The organism is Rhizobium sp. RHZ01 (assembly GCF_014851595.1).
GTDB classification, from domain to species: Bacteria; Pseudomonadota; Alphaproteobacteria; order Rhizobiales; family Rhizobiaceae; genus Rhizobium; species Rhizobium altiplani.
The window spans coordinates 1-16,603 of record NZ_JACUZZ010000054.1 but is presented as its reverse complement, the minus strand read 5'-3'; the positions used below and the strand labels follow the sequence as shown (position 1 = coordinate 16,603).

The 16,603-nt window shown below is 61.3% G+C and carries 16 protein-coding genes and 1 pseudogene; 6 read left to right on the top strand and 11 right to left on the bottom strand.

What is annotated here, in order from left to right; all coding sequences use genetic code 11:
• Positions 1 to 122: 122 nt before the first annotated feature.
• The 3 genes from IB248_RS30170 to IB248_RS30160 all read right to left on the bottom strand — a co-directional run bounded on the left by IB248_RS30170 (position 123) and on the right by IB248_RS30160 (position 2,553).
• On the bottom strand, positions 123 to 812 hold the full coding sequence (locus IB248_RS30170; RefSeq protein ID WP_018859239.1) for a helix-turn-helix transcriptional regulator: 690 nt from the start codon (positions 810 to 812) through the stop codon (positions 123 to 125).
• A 202-nt stretch (positions 813 to 1,014) separates the two neighbouring features.
• A complete protein-coding gene (locus tag IB248_RS30165) occupies positions 1,015 to 1,677 on the bottom strand; it encodes a sulfite oxidase-like oxidoreductase (RefSeq protein WP_026372056.1) in 663 nt (220 codons plus the stop codon).
• Between the two features lie 60 nt (positions 1,678 to 1,737).
• Positions 1,738 to 2,553, bottom strand: a complete 816-nt coding sequence (locus IB248_RS30160; RefSeq protein ID WP_018859240.1) for a LuxR C-terminal-related transcriptional regulator — start codon at positions 2,551 to 2,553, stop codon at positions 1,738 to 1,740.
• A 192-nt stretch (positions 2,554 to 2,745) separates the two neighbouring features.
• On the opposite strand from IB248_RS30160, the gene IB248_RS30155 reads away from it, so the two are divergent.
• The 6 genes from IB248_RS30155 (at position 2,746) to IB248_RS30130 (ending at position 8,846) form a co-directional block, all read left to right on the top strand.
• Positions 2,746 to 3,846, top strand: coding sequence for an ABC transporter ATP-binding protein (locus IB248_RS30155; protein ID WP_192242180.1), 1,101 nt, complete (start codon positions 2,746 to 2,748; stop codon positions 3,844 to 3,846).
• A 23-nt stretch (positions 3,847 to 3,869) separates the two neighbouring features.
• Positions 3,870 to 5,033 carry a spermidine/putrescine ABC transporter substrate-binding protein gene (locus IB248_RS30150; protein WP_018859242.1) on the top strand — a complete coding sequence of 388 codons (1,164 nt, stop codon included), beginning with the start codon at positions 3,870 to 3,872 and terminating at the stop codon, positions 5,031 to 5,033.
• 83 nt (positions 5,034 to 5,116) lie between these two features.
• Positions 5,117 to 5,983 carry an ABC transporter permease gene (locus tag IB248_RS30145; protein ID WP_018859243.1) on the top strand — a complete coding sequence of 289 codons (867 nt, stop codon included), beginning with the start codon at positions 5,117 to 5,119 and terminating at the stop codon, positions 5,981 to 5,983.
• The gene (locus tag IB248_RS30140; RefSeq protein WP_192242179.1) at positions 5,983 to 6,792 is read left to right on the top strand and encodes an ABC transporter permease; all 810 of its coding nucleotides are present in this window, start codon (positions 5,983 to 5,985) and stop codon (positions 6,790 to 6,792) included. The genes IB248_RS30145 and IB248_RS30140 overlap by 1 nt, the downstream gene beginning before the upstream one ends.
• Before the next feature lie 12 nt (positions 6,793 to 6,804).
• Positions 6,805 to 7,566, top strand: coding sequence for an SDR family oxidoreductase (locus tag IB248_RS30135; protein ID WP_018117122.1), 762 nt, complete (start codon positions 6,805 to 6,807; stop codon positions 7,564 to 7,566).
• Positions 7,567 to 7,670: 104 nt separating this feature from the next.
• Positions 7,671 to 8,846, top strand: a complete 1,176-nt coding sequence (locus tag IB248_RS30130) for a M20 aminoacylase family protein (RefSeq protein ID WP_113471972.1) — start codon at positions 7,671 to 7,673, stop codon at positions 8,844 to 8,846.
• 62 nt (positions 8,847 to 8,908) lie between these two features.
• Here the strand turns inward: IB248_RS30130 and IB248_RS30125 are convergent, their stop codons facing one another.
• The 8 genes and pseudogenes from IB248_RS30125 to IB248_RS30090 form a co-directional block, all read right to left on the bottom strand.
• Positions 8,909 to 10,699: an adenine deaminase C-terminal domain-containing protein gene (locus IB248_RS30125; RefSeq protein ID WP_192242178.1), complete on the bottom strand. Its 1,791-nt coding sequence runs from the start codon at positions 10,697 to 10,699 to the stop codon at positions 8,909 to 8,911.
• Positions 10,696 to 11,616, bottom strand: coding sequence for a nucleoside hydrolase (locus IB248_RS30120; RefSeq protein WP_018859247.1), 921 nt, complete (start codon positions 11,614 to 11,616; stop codon positions 10,696 to 10,698). The genes IB248_RS30125 and IB248_RS30120 overlap by 4 nt, the downstream gene beginning before the upstream one ends.
• Positions 11,617 to 11,620: 4 nt before the next feature.
• Positions 11,621 to 12,646, bottom strand: coding sequence for an ABC transporter ATP-binding protein (locus IB248_RS30115; protein ID WP_192242177.1), 1,026 nt, complete (start codon positions 12,644 to 12,646; stop codon positions 11,621 to 11,623).
• Complete coding sequence (locus IB248_RS30110; RefSeq protein WP_192242176.1) at positions 12,639 to 13,418, bottom strand: ABC transporter permease; 780 nt, start codon at positions 13,416 to 13,418, stop codon at positions 12,639 to 12,641. The genes IB248_RS30115 and IB248_RS30110 overlap by 8 nt, the downstream gene beginning before the upstream one ends.
• Entirely contained in the window at positions 13,415 to 14,242 is an 828-nt protein-coding gene (locus IB248_RS30105; protein WP_018859250.1) for an ABC transporter permease, read from the bottom strand. The genes IB248_RS30110 and IB248_RS30105 overlap by 4 nt, the downstream gene beginning before the upstream one ends.
• A gap of 60 nt (positions 14,243 to 14,302) precedes the next feature.
• Positions 14,303 to 15,325 (bottom strand): ABC transporter substrate-binding protein, encoded by a 1,023-nt coding sequence (locus IB248_RS30100; RefSeq protein WP_018859251.1) that lies wholly within the window; start codon positions 15,323 to 15,325, stop codon positions 14,303 to 14,305.
• Positions 15,326 to 15,344: 19 nt separating this feature from the next.
• Positions 15,345 to 16,370, bottom strand: a complete 1,026-nt coding sequence (locus tag IB248_RS30095) for a LacI family DNA-binding transcriptional regulator (RefSeq protein WP_018859252.1) — start codon at positions 16,368 to 16,370, stop codon at positions 15,345 to 15,347.
• A 117-nt stretch (positions 16,371 to 16,487) separates the two neighbouring features.
• Positions 16,488 to 16,603 (bottom strand): annotated as a pseudogene (locus IB248_RS30090) (IS110 family transposase); the annotation flags it as partial.

Below are 16,603 nucleotides of genomic sequence, written 5' to 3'. Positions count from 1 at the left end.
TGGAGTTCGGCTCGAAGACGCGGCGTCGTGCGGGCGCTGCCGTGAAGAATACTTCCCATAATGCATCCTCTTCCTGACGACTCAGGTTCAATGATGCACCATCACACTCAGGGACTACACACCTAGCTCTTCTCGATATCGCGGTCGAGGTGCGTCGCAATCAGCATGGCCGCGAGATGGACAGTGTTCTTCGCTCCGTAGCGCTCCTTCATGCGCTCCAGGCGGTGCTCGACCGTGCGGTGTGAAATGCCGAGGTCAGCGGCGATCTCCTTGGCCGTCGCGCCTTCCGTCAGGAGCTGCATCACGGCTTCATCGGTCGCATCCATGCGTGCTCGCTGCTGCGGCGGGTTGAACATGAAGCGGCCGTTCGAGACCGCCAGAAGCCAGGCTGGATGTTGCGCCGTTGTCTTTTGCGGAAGGATCAGCCGTTCGTATCCGATGTTGACGCCAAGCACCCGTGTCTTGACCAGTTCCATCGACGGCTTCTGCGTGGCAATCACCTCGCGATAACGCGGGATGACGGCCGTCTCCATGTAGCCCCGATCCTTGAATTCGCCGATGCGCTGATCGGCAAAGAGCTTGTTGATGTTCAGGATACGCGAACTGACGGTAGAAGAGCGCACGACCTTCAGATGCCATTGCAACGGATCGTCGCCGTTGAGAACGACGAGCGTCATCCTCATCCGGATCGTCAGGAGCTCGAGGACGTCGCGATAGATGTCCTCTGGAGCGGCCGGCAGTTGCGGCGTGGTATGCAACCATGCGTCCAGCAGTTTCTGCGTGACAGTATGAAATGAAGTGTCCTTGTTCATCAATCCATGCGCGATATCTGGAATCGTTGCACTACGACAACCCAAAATGGGTACAGCTTTCAACAGCCGACCACGGCTGAATCGTCGTAAGGCATTAATATGAAAAATATATCGCTCGCTGCATCTATTTTGAAGCGAATTTCTCGGTGTGCGTTCTGCACGTTAAGCGGGTTCAGGCTGGAGGCGCCCGCGGCGTCCGGTTTCAATCATCCGAGTAGCGTTGTTCGCGCCAGGGGTCGCCGTACATGTGATAGCCGTTTTTTTCCCAGAAGCCTGATGCATCGGCCGGCAGCAGCTCGATACGGCGCAGCCACTTGGCGCTCTTCCAGAAATAGAGATGCGGAACGACGAGCCGCATGGGGCCGCCGTGATCGCGCGTCAGCGGCACACCTTCCCAGGAGGTTGCGAGGATGGCATCTTCTGCGGCGAAGTCGGAGAGCGGCAAGTTTGTCGTATAGCCATCATAGCTTGTCAGCATGACGTAGTGAGCTTCCGGATTCGGCATTGCCTGATCGAGCAGGTCGCGCGTCGAAACACCCTTCCACTTGTTGTCGTAGCGTGACCACGTCGTCACGCAATGAATGTCGGTGACCTTAGTGCTCTGCTCGAGCGCCTGGAAGGCGGTCCAGGTAAGATCAAGCGGGGTTTCGACCAGTCCACGGACTTCCAGGCTCCATGTGTCGGGCGCGATGATCGGGTGCTGGCCGAGATCAAGGATCGGCCAATCCTTGACGAGGTGCTGACCCGGCGGCAGGCGCTCGGTTTCCGGGCGACTGATGCGGCCGGTGAGGAATTTTCCTTCCTCGGCCCAGCGGCGCTTCGATCTGGTGAGCTTGCTGTCGGTCGGGGTTTGATCGTCGCTCATCGCTGGCCCTTTCGCGTTGCCGCAATAGGGCATCCAGGCTTCGAGACTGTCAAGCGTGCGTCACGACAGATTCTTGAGGTACAGCGAGAGGAGCTGTGTTTGCGACGATATGCCGAGCTTGCGGTAGACGTTGCGCCGATGAACCTTCACGGTCCCTGTCGAGATGTTGAGCTTCAGGCCGATCGACTCGGAGGAGTGCCCCTGAAGGACAAGATCGACGATCGCGGTCTCGCGGCTGGTGAGATTGAGATCACGCCACACCGCTTCGGCGGGCTGCAGGGCGCTTTCACTGGCGTTGCGTTTGCGGTTGCCGCGGGGTCTCGAATGCTGTTGCGCATCAAAGCGAGTTCCGAGCCCGGCCCAGTAGTGCCGAACCATGTTTGCGATCAATGGTTCGGCTTTCTTCAGCAAGGCAAATTCCGCAGGCGGGAAGGGCCCGGTCTTTTCCTTGCGCATAAGCGAAAGAACGATCGTGATATCGTCATCGGCCGTGACGAAGAAACCGATCTCCTCTGCAAGGCCTGTCTGGACGTAATAAGTCCGGTAGTACTCGCTGGAGAAGAACCGGTCTGGCGCCAGTTCCCGCATGCGAAACACGCCGGCGCGACGTTCATGGGCCGTGTGGTAGAACGGGTCGAGGAGGTAGGGGCCAGCCTGGTAGAGGGTCACGAAAATGATGTGCTCCTTCGGGTCGAAGGTGCTGTAGAGATCGATCGGCCGCTCCTTGCCGCGATAGGCGAAGACAACGACGTAGTCGAAGCTTACGAGCGCCGCCATCATCTCCCGGAAGGTCTCGCCGAATTCTGCATCGCCCATCGCCTGCCGGCCAATGGTGGCATTGAAGGCCCGAAATAGCGCCTCCAGGTCAGTGCTCATTTCCCGGAACCTCCTGATCGCCCCGCGCGGAAATCCGCTCCCCGTGTATATACCTTCCATGAAGGCTTTGCGGCTAGAATACCCCTCTCGGGGTATATACCGTGAGGGAAGGGCGCGCTTAGTCTTTCCACAACGACGGTGGCAAAAGGCAGCGCTAGACTGCCCAATCCAGACCAACCGCAGGGAACAGACGTGGCATCTGCTTCGACGAACGATATCGAATTCCGTTCGGTCACCAAGAATTATGGCCCGGTGATCGCCGTAACGGACATCAACCTCAATGTGCCGAAGGGTGCATTCCTCGCGTTGCTCGGCCCGTCGGGCTGCGGCAAGACCACTTGCCTGCGCATGATCGGCGGTTTCGAGCAGCCAAGCCAAGGTACTGTGCTGATCGACGGGCGCGAGATGAACGGTGTGCCGGCCTATCGGCGCCCGGTGAACATGGTCTTTCAGCATTATGCGTTGTTTCCGCATTTCGACGTCCGGCAGAACGTTGCTTATGGTCTGAAGCAGGTGCGGCCCAAGTTTGCGGCGGCCGAAATCGACCGGCGTGTCACTGAGGCGCTTGAAATGGTTCGGCTCGGCGGCTTCGCCAAGCGCCGCATCCACGAAATGTCTGGTGGACAGCAGCAGCGCGTGGCGCTCGCTCGCGCGATCGTCAACCGTCCGTCGGTGCTGCTCCTGGACGAACCGCTGGCTGCGCTCGACAAGAAGCTACGCTCCGCCATGCAGATCGAATTGCAGACATTGCAACGCGAACTTGGCATCACCTTTGTTCTGGTCACCCATGATCAGGAAGAAGCGCTCTCTATGGCGGATATCGTCTGCGTGATGAGCGCGGGGCGGATTCGCCAGCTGGGCTCGCCGCAGGAGGTCTATGACCGCCCGGCCGATTTGTTCGTAGCCGATTTCGTTGGCAAGACCAACCGGGTGAAGGCGACGATGGAGGCGGATGGCGCGACGCTGCGTCTTGCGGACGGTTCCGCAATCGCCGCGGGGATCCGGGCGGGTGTTTCAACGGGCGAGGCAATCGTCGCGATCCGGCCGGAATCGATCCGCCTGACACGCATGCAGGCGCCCGATATCGCAAGCTTCAAAGGCACGGTGACCCACCGCATCTTCCTGGGGTCGTCGGCGGAATATGCCGTCACGGTGCCGTGGCTCGGTGACTTTCTGGTGACCGCCGACCGCCGCAGCATGAACGAAAGCGATCTGGTCGAGCCCGGCGAGGCCGTCTACCTCGGCTTTGATCCCGGCGCGGCCCATGTCTTCTCAGCATCAAGTGCAGCCTAAAATCAAAACAAGGGAACAGCATCATGAGCAAAGACTATAAGGATAACCTTCCCATTTCAGCCAACGGCTTCATGGACGAGTTCATGCGGCTCAAGCGTGGCTCTGTCAGCCGCCGCCACTTCCTCGGCATCACCGGCCTCGGTCTTGCGACCGCCGTGATGTCGCGCTTCCCAGGTGCCTTGTCGACGCCAGCCTATGCCGGCGAAGACCTCGGCACGCAGATGTCGATCGCGACCTGGCCGAACTACCATGATCCGGCGACATTCGAGAACTTCAAGGCGGCAACCGGCGTGGCCGTCGAAGTCAACGTGTTCGGTTCGAACGAGGAAATGCTGGCGAAGCTGCAGGCGGGCGCTTCCGGCTGGTCGCTTTTCGTGCCGACCAACTACACGATTTCCACCTACCACAAGCTCGGCCTGATTGACGAACTCGACCTCTCGAAGATTGTCAATTTCAGCCAGTCGACGGAGAGCCCGCGTTTTACCAAGGAAGGCCAGATCGACGGCAAGACCTACGCTCTACCGAAGAACTGGGGCACGACCGGATTCTCGGTCAACACCTCCAAGATCAAGGCGAAGCCCACGAGCTGGAAGGATTTCTTCGAGGTCGCGCAGACAGAAGCTGATGGCCGCGCCATGGTGCATGACTACCAGCTGACGACGATCGGCAGCGCGCTGGTGTCGCTGGGCTATGGTTTCAACTCGATCAAGCCGGAGGAGCTTGCGAAGGCCGAGGAGCTGCTGATCAAGGTGAAACCGCATCTCTTCGCCATCAACTCCGACTATCAGCCGGCCATGCGCGCCACGGACGCCTGGATGACGATGTGCTGGACGAACGACGGTGCGCAGCTTAATCGCGACATGCCTGAGCTTGCCTACATCCTCGGAACGGACGGTGGTGAAATCTGGACCGACTACTATGCGATCCCGAAGGACGCTCCGAACAAGGCGGCAGGCTATGCTCTTCTCAACTACCTGATGGATCCCGCGAACGCGGTGAAGGAGCATATCGCCAACGGCGCGCCGACCACCGATAGCCGCGTCATTTCGTTGCTGCCGAAGGAGATCACCTCAAACAAGATCGTCTATCCGGATGAAGCATCGCTGACGCCTCTGGAGTTCGGCGCCGCTATAACCCTGACGGATCCGGGTCGCGCCGAGTTGATGGCGCGGTTCAAGTCGGCGTGACCAGCCTGCCGTCATGCAATGCCTCTTCCCGGTTTCGGGAGGAGGCAAGCCTCCTCGTGGTCACCAACCAGCGAACCTCCAGAATGGCTCTGTCACCGGACACCAGAAAACGCCTGATCACCGCGGCCCTCGTTGCGCCGGCGAGCGCGTGGCTGTTCGTCTTTTTGGTCCTGCCGTTCATTGCCATCGTTGTGTTCTCCTTCGGCGAGCGGGCGCCGGAAGGCGGTTACCAAGCGGCATTTACGTTTGCCCAATTTGCCAATCTCGGATCCCGTGCGGCCGCCTTCAAGAACACGCTGGTGCTTGCGCCGATTGGGTCCTTCGTCTGCCTGTTGGTGGCCTATCCGGTCGCCTACTACCTGGCGGTGAAGGTAAGCCCGCAGTATCGGTTGTTGCTGGTGTCACTCGTCGTAGTGCCTTTCTGGACCAGTCTTCTCGTTCGCACCTATGCGTGGATGTATATCCTCGGCGCGCGGGGCATCCCGCATCTCCTGGAATTTGTCGGCATCGAGAATGTACGGCTTCTGAACACGCCGGGGGCTGTCCTTCTCGGCATCGTCTATGGCTACCTGCCGCTGATGATCATGCCGATCTACGTCAGCCTGGAAAAGCTGGACCGCCGGTTGCTGGAAGCTTCAGCGGACCTCGGAGCAAGACCGCTGTCGACTTTCTTCGGCATAACGCTGCCGCTGTCGTTGCCGGGCGTGATGACCGGCGTGGCGCTGGTCACCATCCTGTTGCTCGGTGAGTACCTGATCCCGCAGCTGCTGGGCGGCGGCAAGGTGTTCTTTATCGGGAACGCGCTGGTCGACCTCTTCCTGCAGTCGCGCAACTGGCCGTTCGGCTCCGCGATCGCCGTCACCCTCGTTGTCGTCGTCGTCATCGTGCTTCTCGTCGCCATGCGCATCGCCTGGCGCGTTGCGGGTACCCGCCAGGTGGATCTTGTCTGATGCGTGGGCTTGTTACGGCAGTCTATCTGTTTCTCTACACACCGATCGCGCTGGTGGTGTTGTTCTCGTTCAATGCGGGCCGCAACGCTTCCGATTTCACGGGCTTTTCCACGCAATGGTACGGTAAGGCGCTCTCGAACACCTTCCTCATGGAGGCTCTGCAAAACAGCCTCATCATAGCCCTGACCAGCGCTGCACTAGCGGCGATCTTCGGCACCATGGCCGCGCTCGGCATGGAGCGGCTTGGCGCCAAGACACGGGCCGTGTTCGATGGCCTGTTTGCCGCAGCTATCGTCGTTCCGGGGGTTGTGATCGGCATCGCGACGCTGGTTGCCCTGGTTGAAGTCTTCGGTTTCATCAATCCGGCATTGGCAGCGATTTGGCCCGGCAATCAACCGCCAAAGCTGACGCTCGGCTACGGTTCGATCATCGCCGCACACGGGCTTTTTACCATGGCCCTGGTGACGATGATCGTGAAGGCGCGCATCGCCAGCCTCGGGCGCGATATCGTCGAAGCGTCGAGTGATCTCTACGCGACGCCGCTGACGACCTTTCGCCAGATCGTGCTGCCGCAGATCCTGCCGTCGATCCTGGCCGGTTTCCTGCTCGCTTTCACCTTCTCCTTCGATGACTTCATCATCGCGTTCTTCGTCGCCGGGTCGAACACGACGCTGCCGATCTACGTCTTTGCCTCGATCCGTCGCGGCGTGACGCCCGAGATCAACGCAATCGCCACGATGGTGCTCATCGCATCGCTTGCCCTCATTCTCATCGCGCGTTTCCTTATGCGCGAAAGGACAACAACCTAATTGGGAAACACCATGATCCTCAAGAACCGTGTTGCAATCGTCACCGGTGCCGGGTCCGGCATCGGTCAGGCCGGCGCGCTCGTCATGGCGAAACAGGGCGCCCATGTCGTCGTCGCCGACATCGACTTCATGAATGCCGAGGAGACCGTCAGCCGGATCCGTAGGTGTGGCGGCAGCGCCGAAAGCATGGTGCTTGATGTCACCGACGACAAGGCGCTGGAAGCAGGCATTGCCGCGATTGCCGAACATCATGGCCGCATCGACATCCTTCACAACCATGCCGGTGCGCAGGTCGCCGGCGATCTGGAGCAGGTCGCGATCGACGGTTTTGACAAGTCCTGGAGCTTGAATGTCCGCGCACATTTCATGGCCGCGCGCTTCGTCATGCCTGTCATGAAGAAGACGGGCAAAGGCGTCATTCTCAACACCTCATCCTCATCGGGCGTGCTCTACGATCGCGAGATGATCGCCTATACGACGACAAAGCACGCCGTCATCGCCATGACGCGGCAGATGGCGGGCGACTATGCCAGGTTCGGCATCCGCGTGAATGCGCTTTGCCCCGGCTGGGTGGATACGCCCTTCAACGAACCCTTCATTGCCCAGATGGGCGGGCGTGAGGCGATCGAAGCCTATATCGCTGAGAAGGTGCCACTTGGACGCTGGGCCGACGTGTCGGAGATCGCCGAGCCGATCCTCTTCCTCGTGTCGGACCGCTCCTCTTACATGACTGGGCAGATCCTCGTGGTCGACGGCGGGGAGACCGTCGTTTGAGCCGGTTGAGAAGGTTGAATTCCTAGGGCAATTGTTAAATAACGGATGGACTGTGACGGGCGCTGTTCTGGCGCCCGCTTGTATTTACAGGACATCCAAGGCCCATGCCCATTCCCGCCCGGATCGAGACCGATCTGCCCTTCCTGACTGGACTGCGTCGCGACCTGCATGCCCATCCAGAGCTTGGCTTCGAGGAGGAGCGCACGAGCGACATCGTCGCGCAGTTGCTCGAAGACGCAGGCATCAAGGTGCATCGCGGCCTCGGCGGCACCGGCGTTGTCGGTACACTGCCGGTCGGCAATGGCACGCGGACAATCGGGTTGCGGGCGGATATGGATGCGCTTGCGATGCCGGAGATGGCGGATCGTCCGTATAAGTCAAAATTTAGTGGCAAGATGCATGCCTGCGGACATGACGGGCACACAACAATGCTGCTCGGCGCGGCACGATATCTGGCGGCAACGCGTGACTTCTCCGGAACCGTGCATTTCATCTTCCAGCCGGCCGAGGAGGGGAGGGGCGGCGCGCGCAGGATGGTCGAGGAGGGTCTGTTCGAACTGTTCCCCTGCGATGCCGTCTACGGGCTTCACAATATGCCGGGCCTTGCCGTCGATGAGATCGCTGTAGTCGAAGGCCCTCAATTGGCATCGTCAGACAGTTGGCGCGTGACCTTACGGGGCACCGGGACGCACGGCGCCAAGCCGCATCTCGGCAAGGATCCGATCACCGCTGCCGGCACCTTCCTGACCTCATTGCAGACGATTGTCGGGCGCGTCGTCGATCCGCTGCAGCCGGCCGTCATTAGCGCCTGCTCGCTGCAGGCCGGCGACCCCAAGGCGTTGAACGTCATACCCGATATCGTCGAGATCGGCGGCACCGCCCGGGCCTATTCGCCTGAAGTTCGCGATCAACTCGAGGAAGAGATCGGCCGGCTTGCGAATGGCACGGCGGCGATGTTCGGCATTGCGGTCGACTACCAGTTCGAACGACGTATTCCGCCCGTGGTCAACGACAGCGACGCGACCGCGCGTGCGCTCGGCGCCGCTAAGGCGGTCTTCGAGGGGAAGGTGCGCACGAGTTTCCCGCCCTCGACGGCAGGCGATGATTTCGCGTTCTTCGGCCAGAATGCGCCGGGATGTTACGTCTGGCTCGGGAACGGTCCTGCCGTCGATGGCGCCCTGCATCACAACACCGCTTATGACTTCAATGATCATGCGATTGGCTACGGCGCGGCCTTTTGGACAACGCTGGTCGAGCGCGAGCTGAAGGCCGCACTTTAATCGGTGGTTCGCGGACCTCGATGACTTAGCCGACCGCAGCTGGGGCACAAGCCCAGCTGCTGCTACTCCTCGTGCTCGGGGGTCTCGATCACTGGGCTTTCGAGCACTTGGCCTGTAAGGACGTCGGCGATCCCCCGATCGGTCTGATGCGGGCCGACGTTGCAGGCAAGCGTTGCGCCGAAGCAGGCCTTGAAGACGAGATAGGGCGGCTTCCAGTCGACGATCTTTTCCATCGCCTTTCGGATCGCCCGGAAGGACGCGGCCGTTTCTTCCAATGGCGCGTTGGTGACCAAGCCGGACACCGGCAAGGGTAGAAGCGCTTCAATCTGGCCATCTCTGGCGACAGCCATGCCGCCGCCCGCTGATATCACCGCGTTGGCGGCGACCGCCATGTCGCGTGCATTGCCGCCGAAGACCGTGAGGTTGTGGCTGTCGTGGGACACCGTCGTGCAGAAGGCTCCGCGCCATTCTCCCCAACCTGTCAGGAAGCCGACGCGCGGCCGACCGTCGACCTTGCCGTGCCGATGCGCGACCGCGATCATGGTGCTCCCGACCGGCGGCACGATGAAGCCGCCGTCGACGCCGGTTTCCGCCTCGCCCCACTGTGTGAAACGGGGGCGGTCAATCGTGGCGACACGAACGCGCTTGCCGGTGGCGGGAACCCTGAAGTCATCTTCCGCCAGGGCGGTCAGCTTGATCGAATTTTGTAGCGCGACGGTATCGAACGAGCGCAACTGGGCGTTCATTTCGCCCGATGTCGAGACGATTGCGCCATTGGCGATGACGGCTTTCGTGGCGAAACCAACGAGGTCTTCGAAGAGCACGATATCGGCGCGTCTGCCGGCGGCAATCAAGCCAAGATCCGAACGCTTCAATCGCTGCGCTGCATTGAAGGTGGCGGCCCGCAGCGCCCATTCCGGTTTCATGCCATAGCGGACGAGCCGTCGGATGACATCGTCAAGACCTCCGCCGTCCTTCAGTTCGTCGGGGAAGACGTCGTCCGTGCAGAGCGTGACCGTCGATGGCAGATGGCCGATTCCGTTGAGCGCGGTTACGAACTCCTGCAGCAGATAGTCATGCGAGCCGCGAAGCTCGATGGTCAGTCCGGCGGCCAGCTTCTGCAGCAGGTCCGCGCTCGAGGTCAATTCGTGATCGGAGCTGACACCGGCAGCCATGAAGGCGTTCAGGTCAGCGCATTCAAGTCCGCGCGCATGGCCGCAAATGAGTTTTTCCGAAGCGAGGCCGGCATTCACAATATCAGTCATGCGGGGATCGCCGTCGATCACGCCGCGCATATTCATGACCTCGGCTACACCGCCGATGCCAGGCCACCGCAGCATTTCGGCGATGACCGATGCGTCGAAATCGGCGCCGGCGACTTCAAGCCCCGGAGCGGAAGGAACGCAGGAAGGCGCGAGAACAATGGTACGGAGGGGCAGGCACCGGGACGCTTCGATTGCCCAGCGCACGCCGTCCAGGCCATGCACGTTGCCAAATTCGTGCGGATCCCAGACGACAGTCGTCACGCCGCGCGGAACGACGGCTGCCGCATAGGCGGCGGGCGTCACCATCGAGCTTTCGATATGCATGTGCGTATCGATGAGGCCTGGCGAAACGATGCTGCCTGTTGCGTCGACGGTCTTGGCAGCGTCGGTGCGGCTGCCCGGTGCGTGGACGCTTGCGATGAGCGGTCCAACGACGCCGATGTCGGCGTCGCGGGTCAGGCCGGTGACGACATCGAGCAGGCGTCCGCCCGAGATCAGCAGGTCGAAAGGCGCACCACCGCGCGCGGCGGCGACGGCACGGGCGCGAAGTGCGGGATCGTTGAGATCCTTCGTTTCGGCGGCGCTCATCGGCCGGCCTCATCGATCAGTGCGCCGAGGATCAGGGCGCGGGCCTTTTCAGTGTCGATATCGACGGCGTATTTGGCGTTGAAAGTTGCATGCGTCGCCCGGGTCTCCACCACGGTGCGGCCACGCGAATGTTGACCCTGCAATTCGGCGTCGATGCGCGCCGGGCGGAAAGTAACGATGTCGGGTGCGACGAAGGCGACTGCGGCTGATGGGTCGTAGATCGCCATTCCCGGTCTGCCGCGGCTGGTTCCGATGCCGATGTAGCCGTCGAGCATATCGGCGATAAGGGGCGCGTTGGCGCCACCGGCGTCTCGCACCGGGCCGACGTCGTCAGGAGTCGCGATAACCTTGCGGCAAAGATCGAGATCGACCATGCGCAGCGGCAGATTATGGGCGAGAACGATGGCGAGGGCTTCCGGGTCGGCCAGCGCGTTGAACTCGGCCGATGCCGTGTGATTTCCTGCGGTGACGCCGCCACCCATCCAGGTGAGTTCGGTGATACGGGCTGCGAGGTCCGGGCATGCCAGTGCGAGGGCGGCGAGATTGGTCAACGGGCCGAGAGCCAGGATCCGGTGCGGGCCATTGGTCTCTAGCCAGCGGCAGAGCGCAGCGAATGCATCGCCTTCCGGCAAGGCCGGCGCGGCGGGCAGACCTTGGCCCGATGTCGGAATACCTGTTTCGCCGAGGATCGCCTGGGCGGTTTCGAGCGAGCCGAGAACTGGCATGGCACGGCCGGTGTGGATCGGGAAAGTCCAGCCGAAGGCCTTGGCAGCACCTGATGCGTTGACGCGCACCTGCGCCAGCGGCGTGTTGCCGAAGACAAGCGAGACGCCTGCGATGTCGAGCTTCGCGTGTGTCACCACGAGGATCGCGGCGATATCGTCAAAGCCCATGTCGGTGTCGATCCAGACGCCCATGATGTTACCTGTAGCGTGAGAGCGGCGCTGCTGCGGCAAGCGGCAGGTCGAATGGAAGTGTCGAGCCGATCGCATGCGTCGGCAGTTCGGCATCGACCTCGGCCTTGATGGGGCCAAGCGGCGTGTCGAGCAGATATTCGCGGGTGTTGCCGGCAAACGAGGTGCCGCGCACGGTGCCCTGGTAAGGACCTGAACCAAGGTTCACCATGCGCGGACGCCAGGCCAGGCCCTTTGCGGCCTGTGGCGCTGGACCGGAAAGCTCGACCGATGTGGTGGATGTCGCGAGCTTGCCGTTTTCCAGCGCAAAGACGTTTTCGAAGCCCACGAAATCGGCGACGAAGGCCGAGACGGGCTTATTGTAGATTTCCTCCGGTGTACCGACCTGCTCGATGCCGCCGTTCAGCATCACCACGATCCGGTCGGCGAGAGCGAGCGCCTCGATCTGATCGTGGGTGACGAAGATCATCGTGACGCCGGTTTCCTTCTGGACGCGCTGCAGCTCGGCGCGCATTTCGAGGCGCAGGCGGGCGTCGAGATTGGAAAGGGGCTCATCGAGCAAGAGAACTTTCGGCTCCATGACCATGGAACGGGCAAGGGCCACACGCTGCTGCTGGCCGCCGGAGAGTTCGGCGGGTTTGCGATCGGCAAACTTGGCAAGGCCGACTGATTTGATGCCGGCGCTGACCTTGCCATCGAGATCCTTGCCGCCGATGCCCTTCAGGCGCAAGCCGAAGGCGACGTTCTCGTAGACCGTCAGATGCGGGAAGAGGGCGTAGGACTGGAAGACGAGCCCGACATTGCGCTTGTTGGCGGAAACGCGGGTGATGTCCGACCCGTCGAGGGCGATGCGGCCGGAACTCGGGTTCAGCAGGCCGGCGATGGAGCGCATCGTCGTGGTCTTGCCGCAGCCGGAGGGGCCGAGGAGGGCGACGAGTTCACCTTTCCTGATCGTAAGATCCAGATCCTTCACCGCGACCGTATCGCCGTAGGCAAGCGTCAGCTTGTCGAGTTTGAGATAGGCGTCAGACATAACGAGAGAATCCCAGGAAGCGTTCGGCAAGGAAGACGATGCCGATGGAAAGGAAGGCAAGCAGCGAGGAGAGAGCCGCGATCGACGGATCGTACGTGGTCTCCATGTAGCCCAGCATGTCGATCGGCAGGGTGCGGACGCCCGGACCGGAGAGGAAGAGCGAGACCGGAACCTGATTGAAGCTCGTCACGAAGCCAAGGATGAAGGCCGCCAGGATGCCGCCGCGGATATTTGGCATGACGACGCGGAAGAAGGCGCCAACGCGTGAGGAACCGAGCAGGACGGCAGCTTCTTCCATATCCGAGCGCAGGTTGTTGAGGCTGGCTGACACGACGCGCACGGCGTAGGGCAGCACGAGCGCCGTGTGCGCCATGAACAGGGCCAGCGTGATGTTGAAGCCGAAGGGCACGACGAGATAGCGCAGCAGGGCCAGACCGACGATGATGCCGGGTACGATGATCGGCAGCGAGACGATGGTGCGCACCGTTTCGCCGAAGGGCAACTCGTAGCGCGACAGTGCGTAGGCGGCGGGAATGCCGAGCACGAGCGCTGTCAGCGTGCCGAAGACGGCAAGGAACATCGACATGGCGAAGCTCTCGCGGAAGCTGTCGATGGTGAAGACCTTGGCGACCCATTTCAGGGAAAGACCCTGCGGCGGGAAGGCGAGTGTGTCGCCAGCCGAGAGCGATGCGGCGATGATGATCAGGAACGGGCCGATCAGGAAGATCAGCAAAAGGCCGAGAACCAGCGGAGAGAGAATACGGGCGGTCATCGCTTGTTCCTCGCCGTGGCAAGGCGCTTGAGCAGGATGTTGGCGGCAAAGCTCATGACGATCAGCATGAAGGCGATGACGCTTGCCGAGACGAAGTTGTTGGCCACCGACACCTGCTGATAGAGCAGCGTTTCCAGCATCAGCACCTTCGAGCCGCCAAGCACGGCAGGCGTAATGTAGGCGGTAAGCGATCCAGTGAAGACGAGCGTGCCGCCGACGACGAGGCCTTCGCGGGTGACCGGCAGGATCACCTTCCAGAACACCTGGAACCAGTTGGCACCGAGCACGCGGGCGGCGGGAATGGCGTCCTTCGGCATGTTCTCGAGGGCGCTGATCAGCGACAGAATCATCAGCGGCAGGAAGAGCTGCAGCAGACCGATGAAGACCGCGGTTTCGGTGAAGAGCAGGCGCAGCGGGCCGTCGCTGAGGCCGAGGCCCTGGATGGCCTGATTGACGATGCCGGTGCGGCCGAGGATGACGATCCAGGCATAGGTGCGGGCAACCGGCGAGATCATCAGCGGCAAGGTGACGAGGCCGATCACCCGGCCCTTGCCCTTCGGCGGCAGGTTGACGATTGCGAAGGCGGCGGCATAGCCGATGACAGCCGAAACCGCTGTCACCTCAAGCCCTAAGCGGAAGGTCCGCAAAAAGACAGTACGGTTCAGCGACTCGGAAAAGAAGCCGGTATAGGCGCTGAGCGTCCAGCTGCCGTCGATGCGGAAGCCTTCGGAGAGGAGGACGACAACGGGCAGCAGGAAGACCAGCGCGGCAAAGACTGCTGCGGGCAGGGCAAGCGCCAGGGCTTCTGCGCGGTTCTGAAACATGAAGCGACTTTCGACGGATGGAAGGGCTGGCTCCCGCAAGCCTGGGAGCCAGCTTGGAAATTACTGACCGACCTTCTCGTTCCATTCCTTCAGCCAGGCGGCGCGGTTGTCGAGCGCGGCTGCTGACGGGATGAGCTTCAGGCTCTTGGCGGTTTCTTCGCCGTAGGTCAGGTTGTTGGCGGCTTCTTCGGAGAGCTTGACCTCCTTGTTCGCCGGGCTGTCGACGAGCTTTTCAGCAAGCTTCGTCTGGATTTCGGTGGAGAGCCAGAAGTCCATGAACTGCAGGGCGAGATCACGGTTCTGCGAGCCCTTGGTGACGACCATCACGTTCATGCCGCCAGTCTGGCCTTCCTTGGGCGTTGCCCATGCGACGGGAACGTCGAGCTTGGTGAAGCCTGCCCAGGAAAAACGGCCGATCGGGGCGGCCCAGATTTCCTCCTGCTGCATCAGCTGCACGAGCTGCGAGGACTTCTCATAGAAAGTGACGATCTCGTCCTTCTTCTCGCCGAGCGCCTCGATCGGCGCCTTCAGGTCCGGGTGGTCGCTGCCGAGCGCCTGGCCGAGCATGAAGAGCGCCGGAGGGCCCTGGTTGGTGGTGACGTTCGGGAAGGCGACATGGCCAACATATTCAGGCTTCAGCAAGTCTGCCCAGGACTCGATCTTCATCTTGTCGGAGCGGTAGGCGATCGACGTGGCATAGAAGGTATAGCCGACGCTCATGCCGTCGCCATTCGGATCCTTGGCGAGGTCATAGAGCTTCCCGAAATTGGAGAGCTTCGAAGTATCAATCTTGTCGATCAGGTCCTTGCGCGAGGCTGAAAGGGCATCGGCCATGGAGACGACAGCCATGTCGATGACGGGGCTCGCCTTGTTGGCCTCCATCTTGGCAAGTCGCTCGACGCTGTTGCCGGTCTCGACCACGAGCTTGCAGCCGCACTTCGCCTCGAAGGGGTCGTAGACGATGGTCTTGAAGTCATCCTGAGCGAAGGCATAGACGGAAATCGTCAGCGTCTTCTCCTCTGCCTTTGCGGCGAGGGGCGACAGCGCCAATAGCGCGGCCGAAGCGATGAGGGCATTCTTCATGTCAGCTGTTCTCCGTCTGTCAGGATATTCGTGTTGGGTCCGCCGGCCCGGAGGACTGGCGAACGATCAGTTGCATTGGAACTCGGTCGGCCTCGGACGTGACAAGTACGCCCTCGCGGCTGCCTCGCGTCTGTATGGTCTGCAGTAGCGATGAAATCGCGATCTCCGCGATCGTGTGCATGTCCATCGCCACCGTCGTCAGGGATGGCGTGATGACCGGCGACCAGATGAGATCGTCGAAACCGGTAACGCTCGCCATGCTGGGCACATCGATGCCGTCACGCTGCAACTCTGTGAGGGCTCGCAGCGCCTGCAGGTCTGACAGTGCGGCGAATGCCGTGTAGCCCTCACGCACTTTCTCAGCGAGGCCGAGGCTGCAGCCGCCGCCGTTTTGCCGTTCCAGCGTCTCGATCCAGAGGGTTGCCGAACTCATCCCGGGACGGAGACCTGAACGGATTCCTCCCACGCGATCGTTCTGGACGTTTGAGACGGGATTGTTGCCGATGATAAGGACACGCCGATGCCCAAGCTCGGCTAGATGATTGGCGATCGCCCAGCCGCCTTGCATGTGATCGGCGGCAACGGTGTTGCCCGGCGTGGACGCTGTATCAATGACCGCGACGGGACAGGCCGCGGCGGAAATTCGAGTGGCCCGGCGCGGTATTATCACCATGCCCTCGACGCCACGCTCGATCAGTCGGTTGATTGCCTCGGTCTGCGTTGCAACGTCGCCTCGGGAGTCGGCGATCAGCACGCCGTAGCCCGCCGCGCTGGCCGCGAATTCGATGGCCTGCGCAAGCTTGGGGAAAAGCGGGTTGGCGATATCAGGTAGAACCAGGCCAAGGACGCCGCTGCGGCCGGTACGCAATGCACGCCCTGCCTGGCTAGGGACATAGCCGAGTTCGGCCGCATGTTCCTTGATTTTCTCAGCCAGTTGTTCGGAAACACGACCCTTGCCCGAGAGCGCATTGGAGACTGTCGCGACGGAGACGCCAAGCGACGTTGCAATCCTGCTCAGATTCGGTCCAGGTCGCGTGGGAGGCATGGTTTTCTGTAGATTAATCGTTTAATCATTCGTACATCACGCCATTGGCCTTGTCGATTCCAAAATTGCCGCCGCGGTCAGTATTGATGCGGTGACAGTAATAAATAAGCAACGGTGTTAGGCGTCAATCACCGTTGCTCGATAGTCTCTCATTTTGGCATTGAGGATTATGATCATCCTTCGCATGACCGCGACGAGAGCGACCTTTCCGGGCTTTCCTTTCGCTTTCAGTC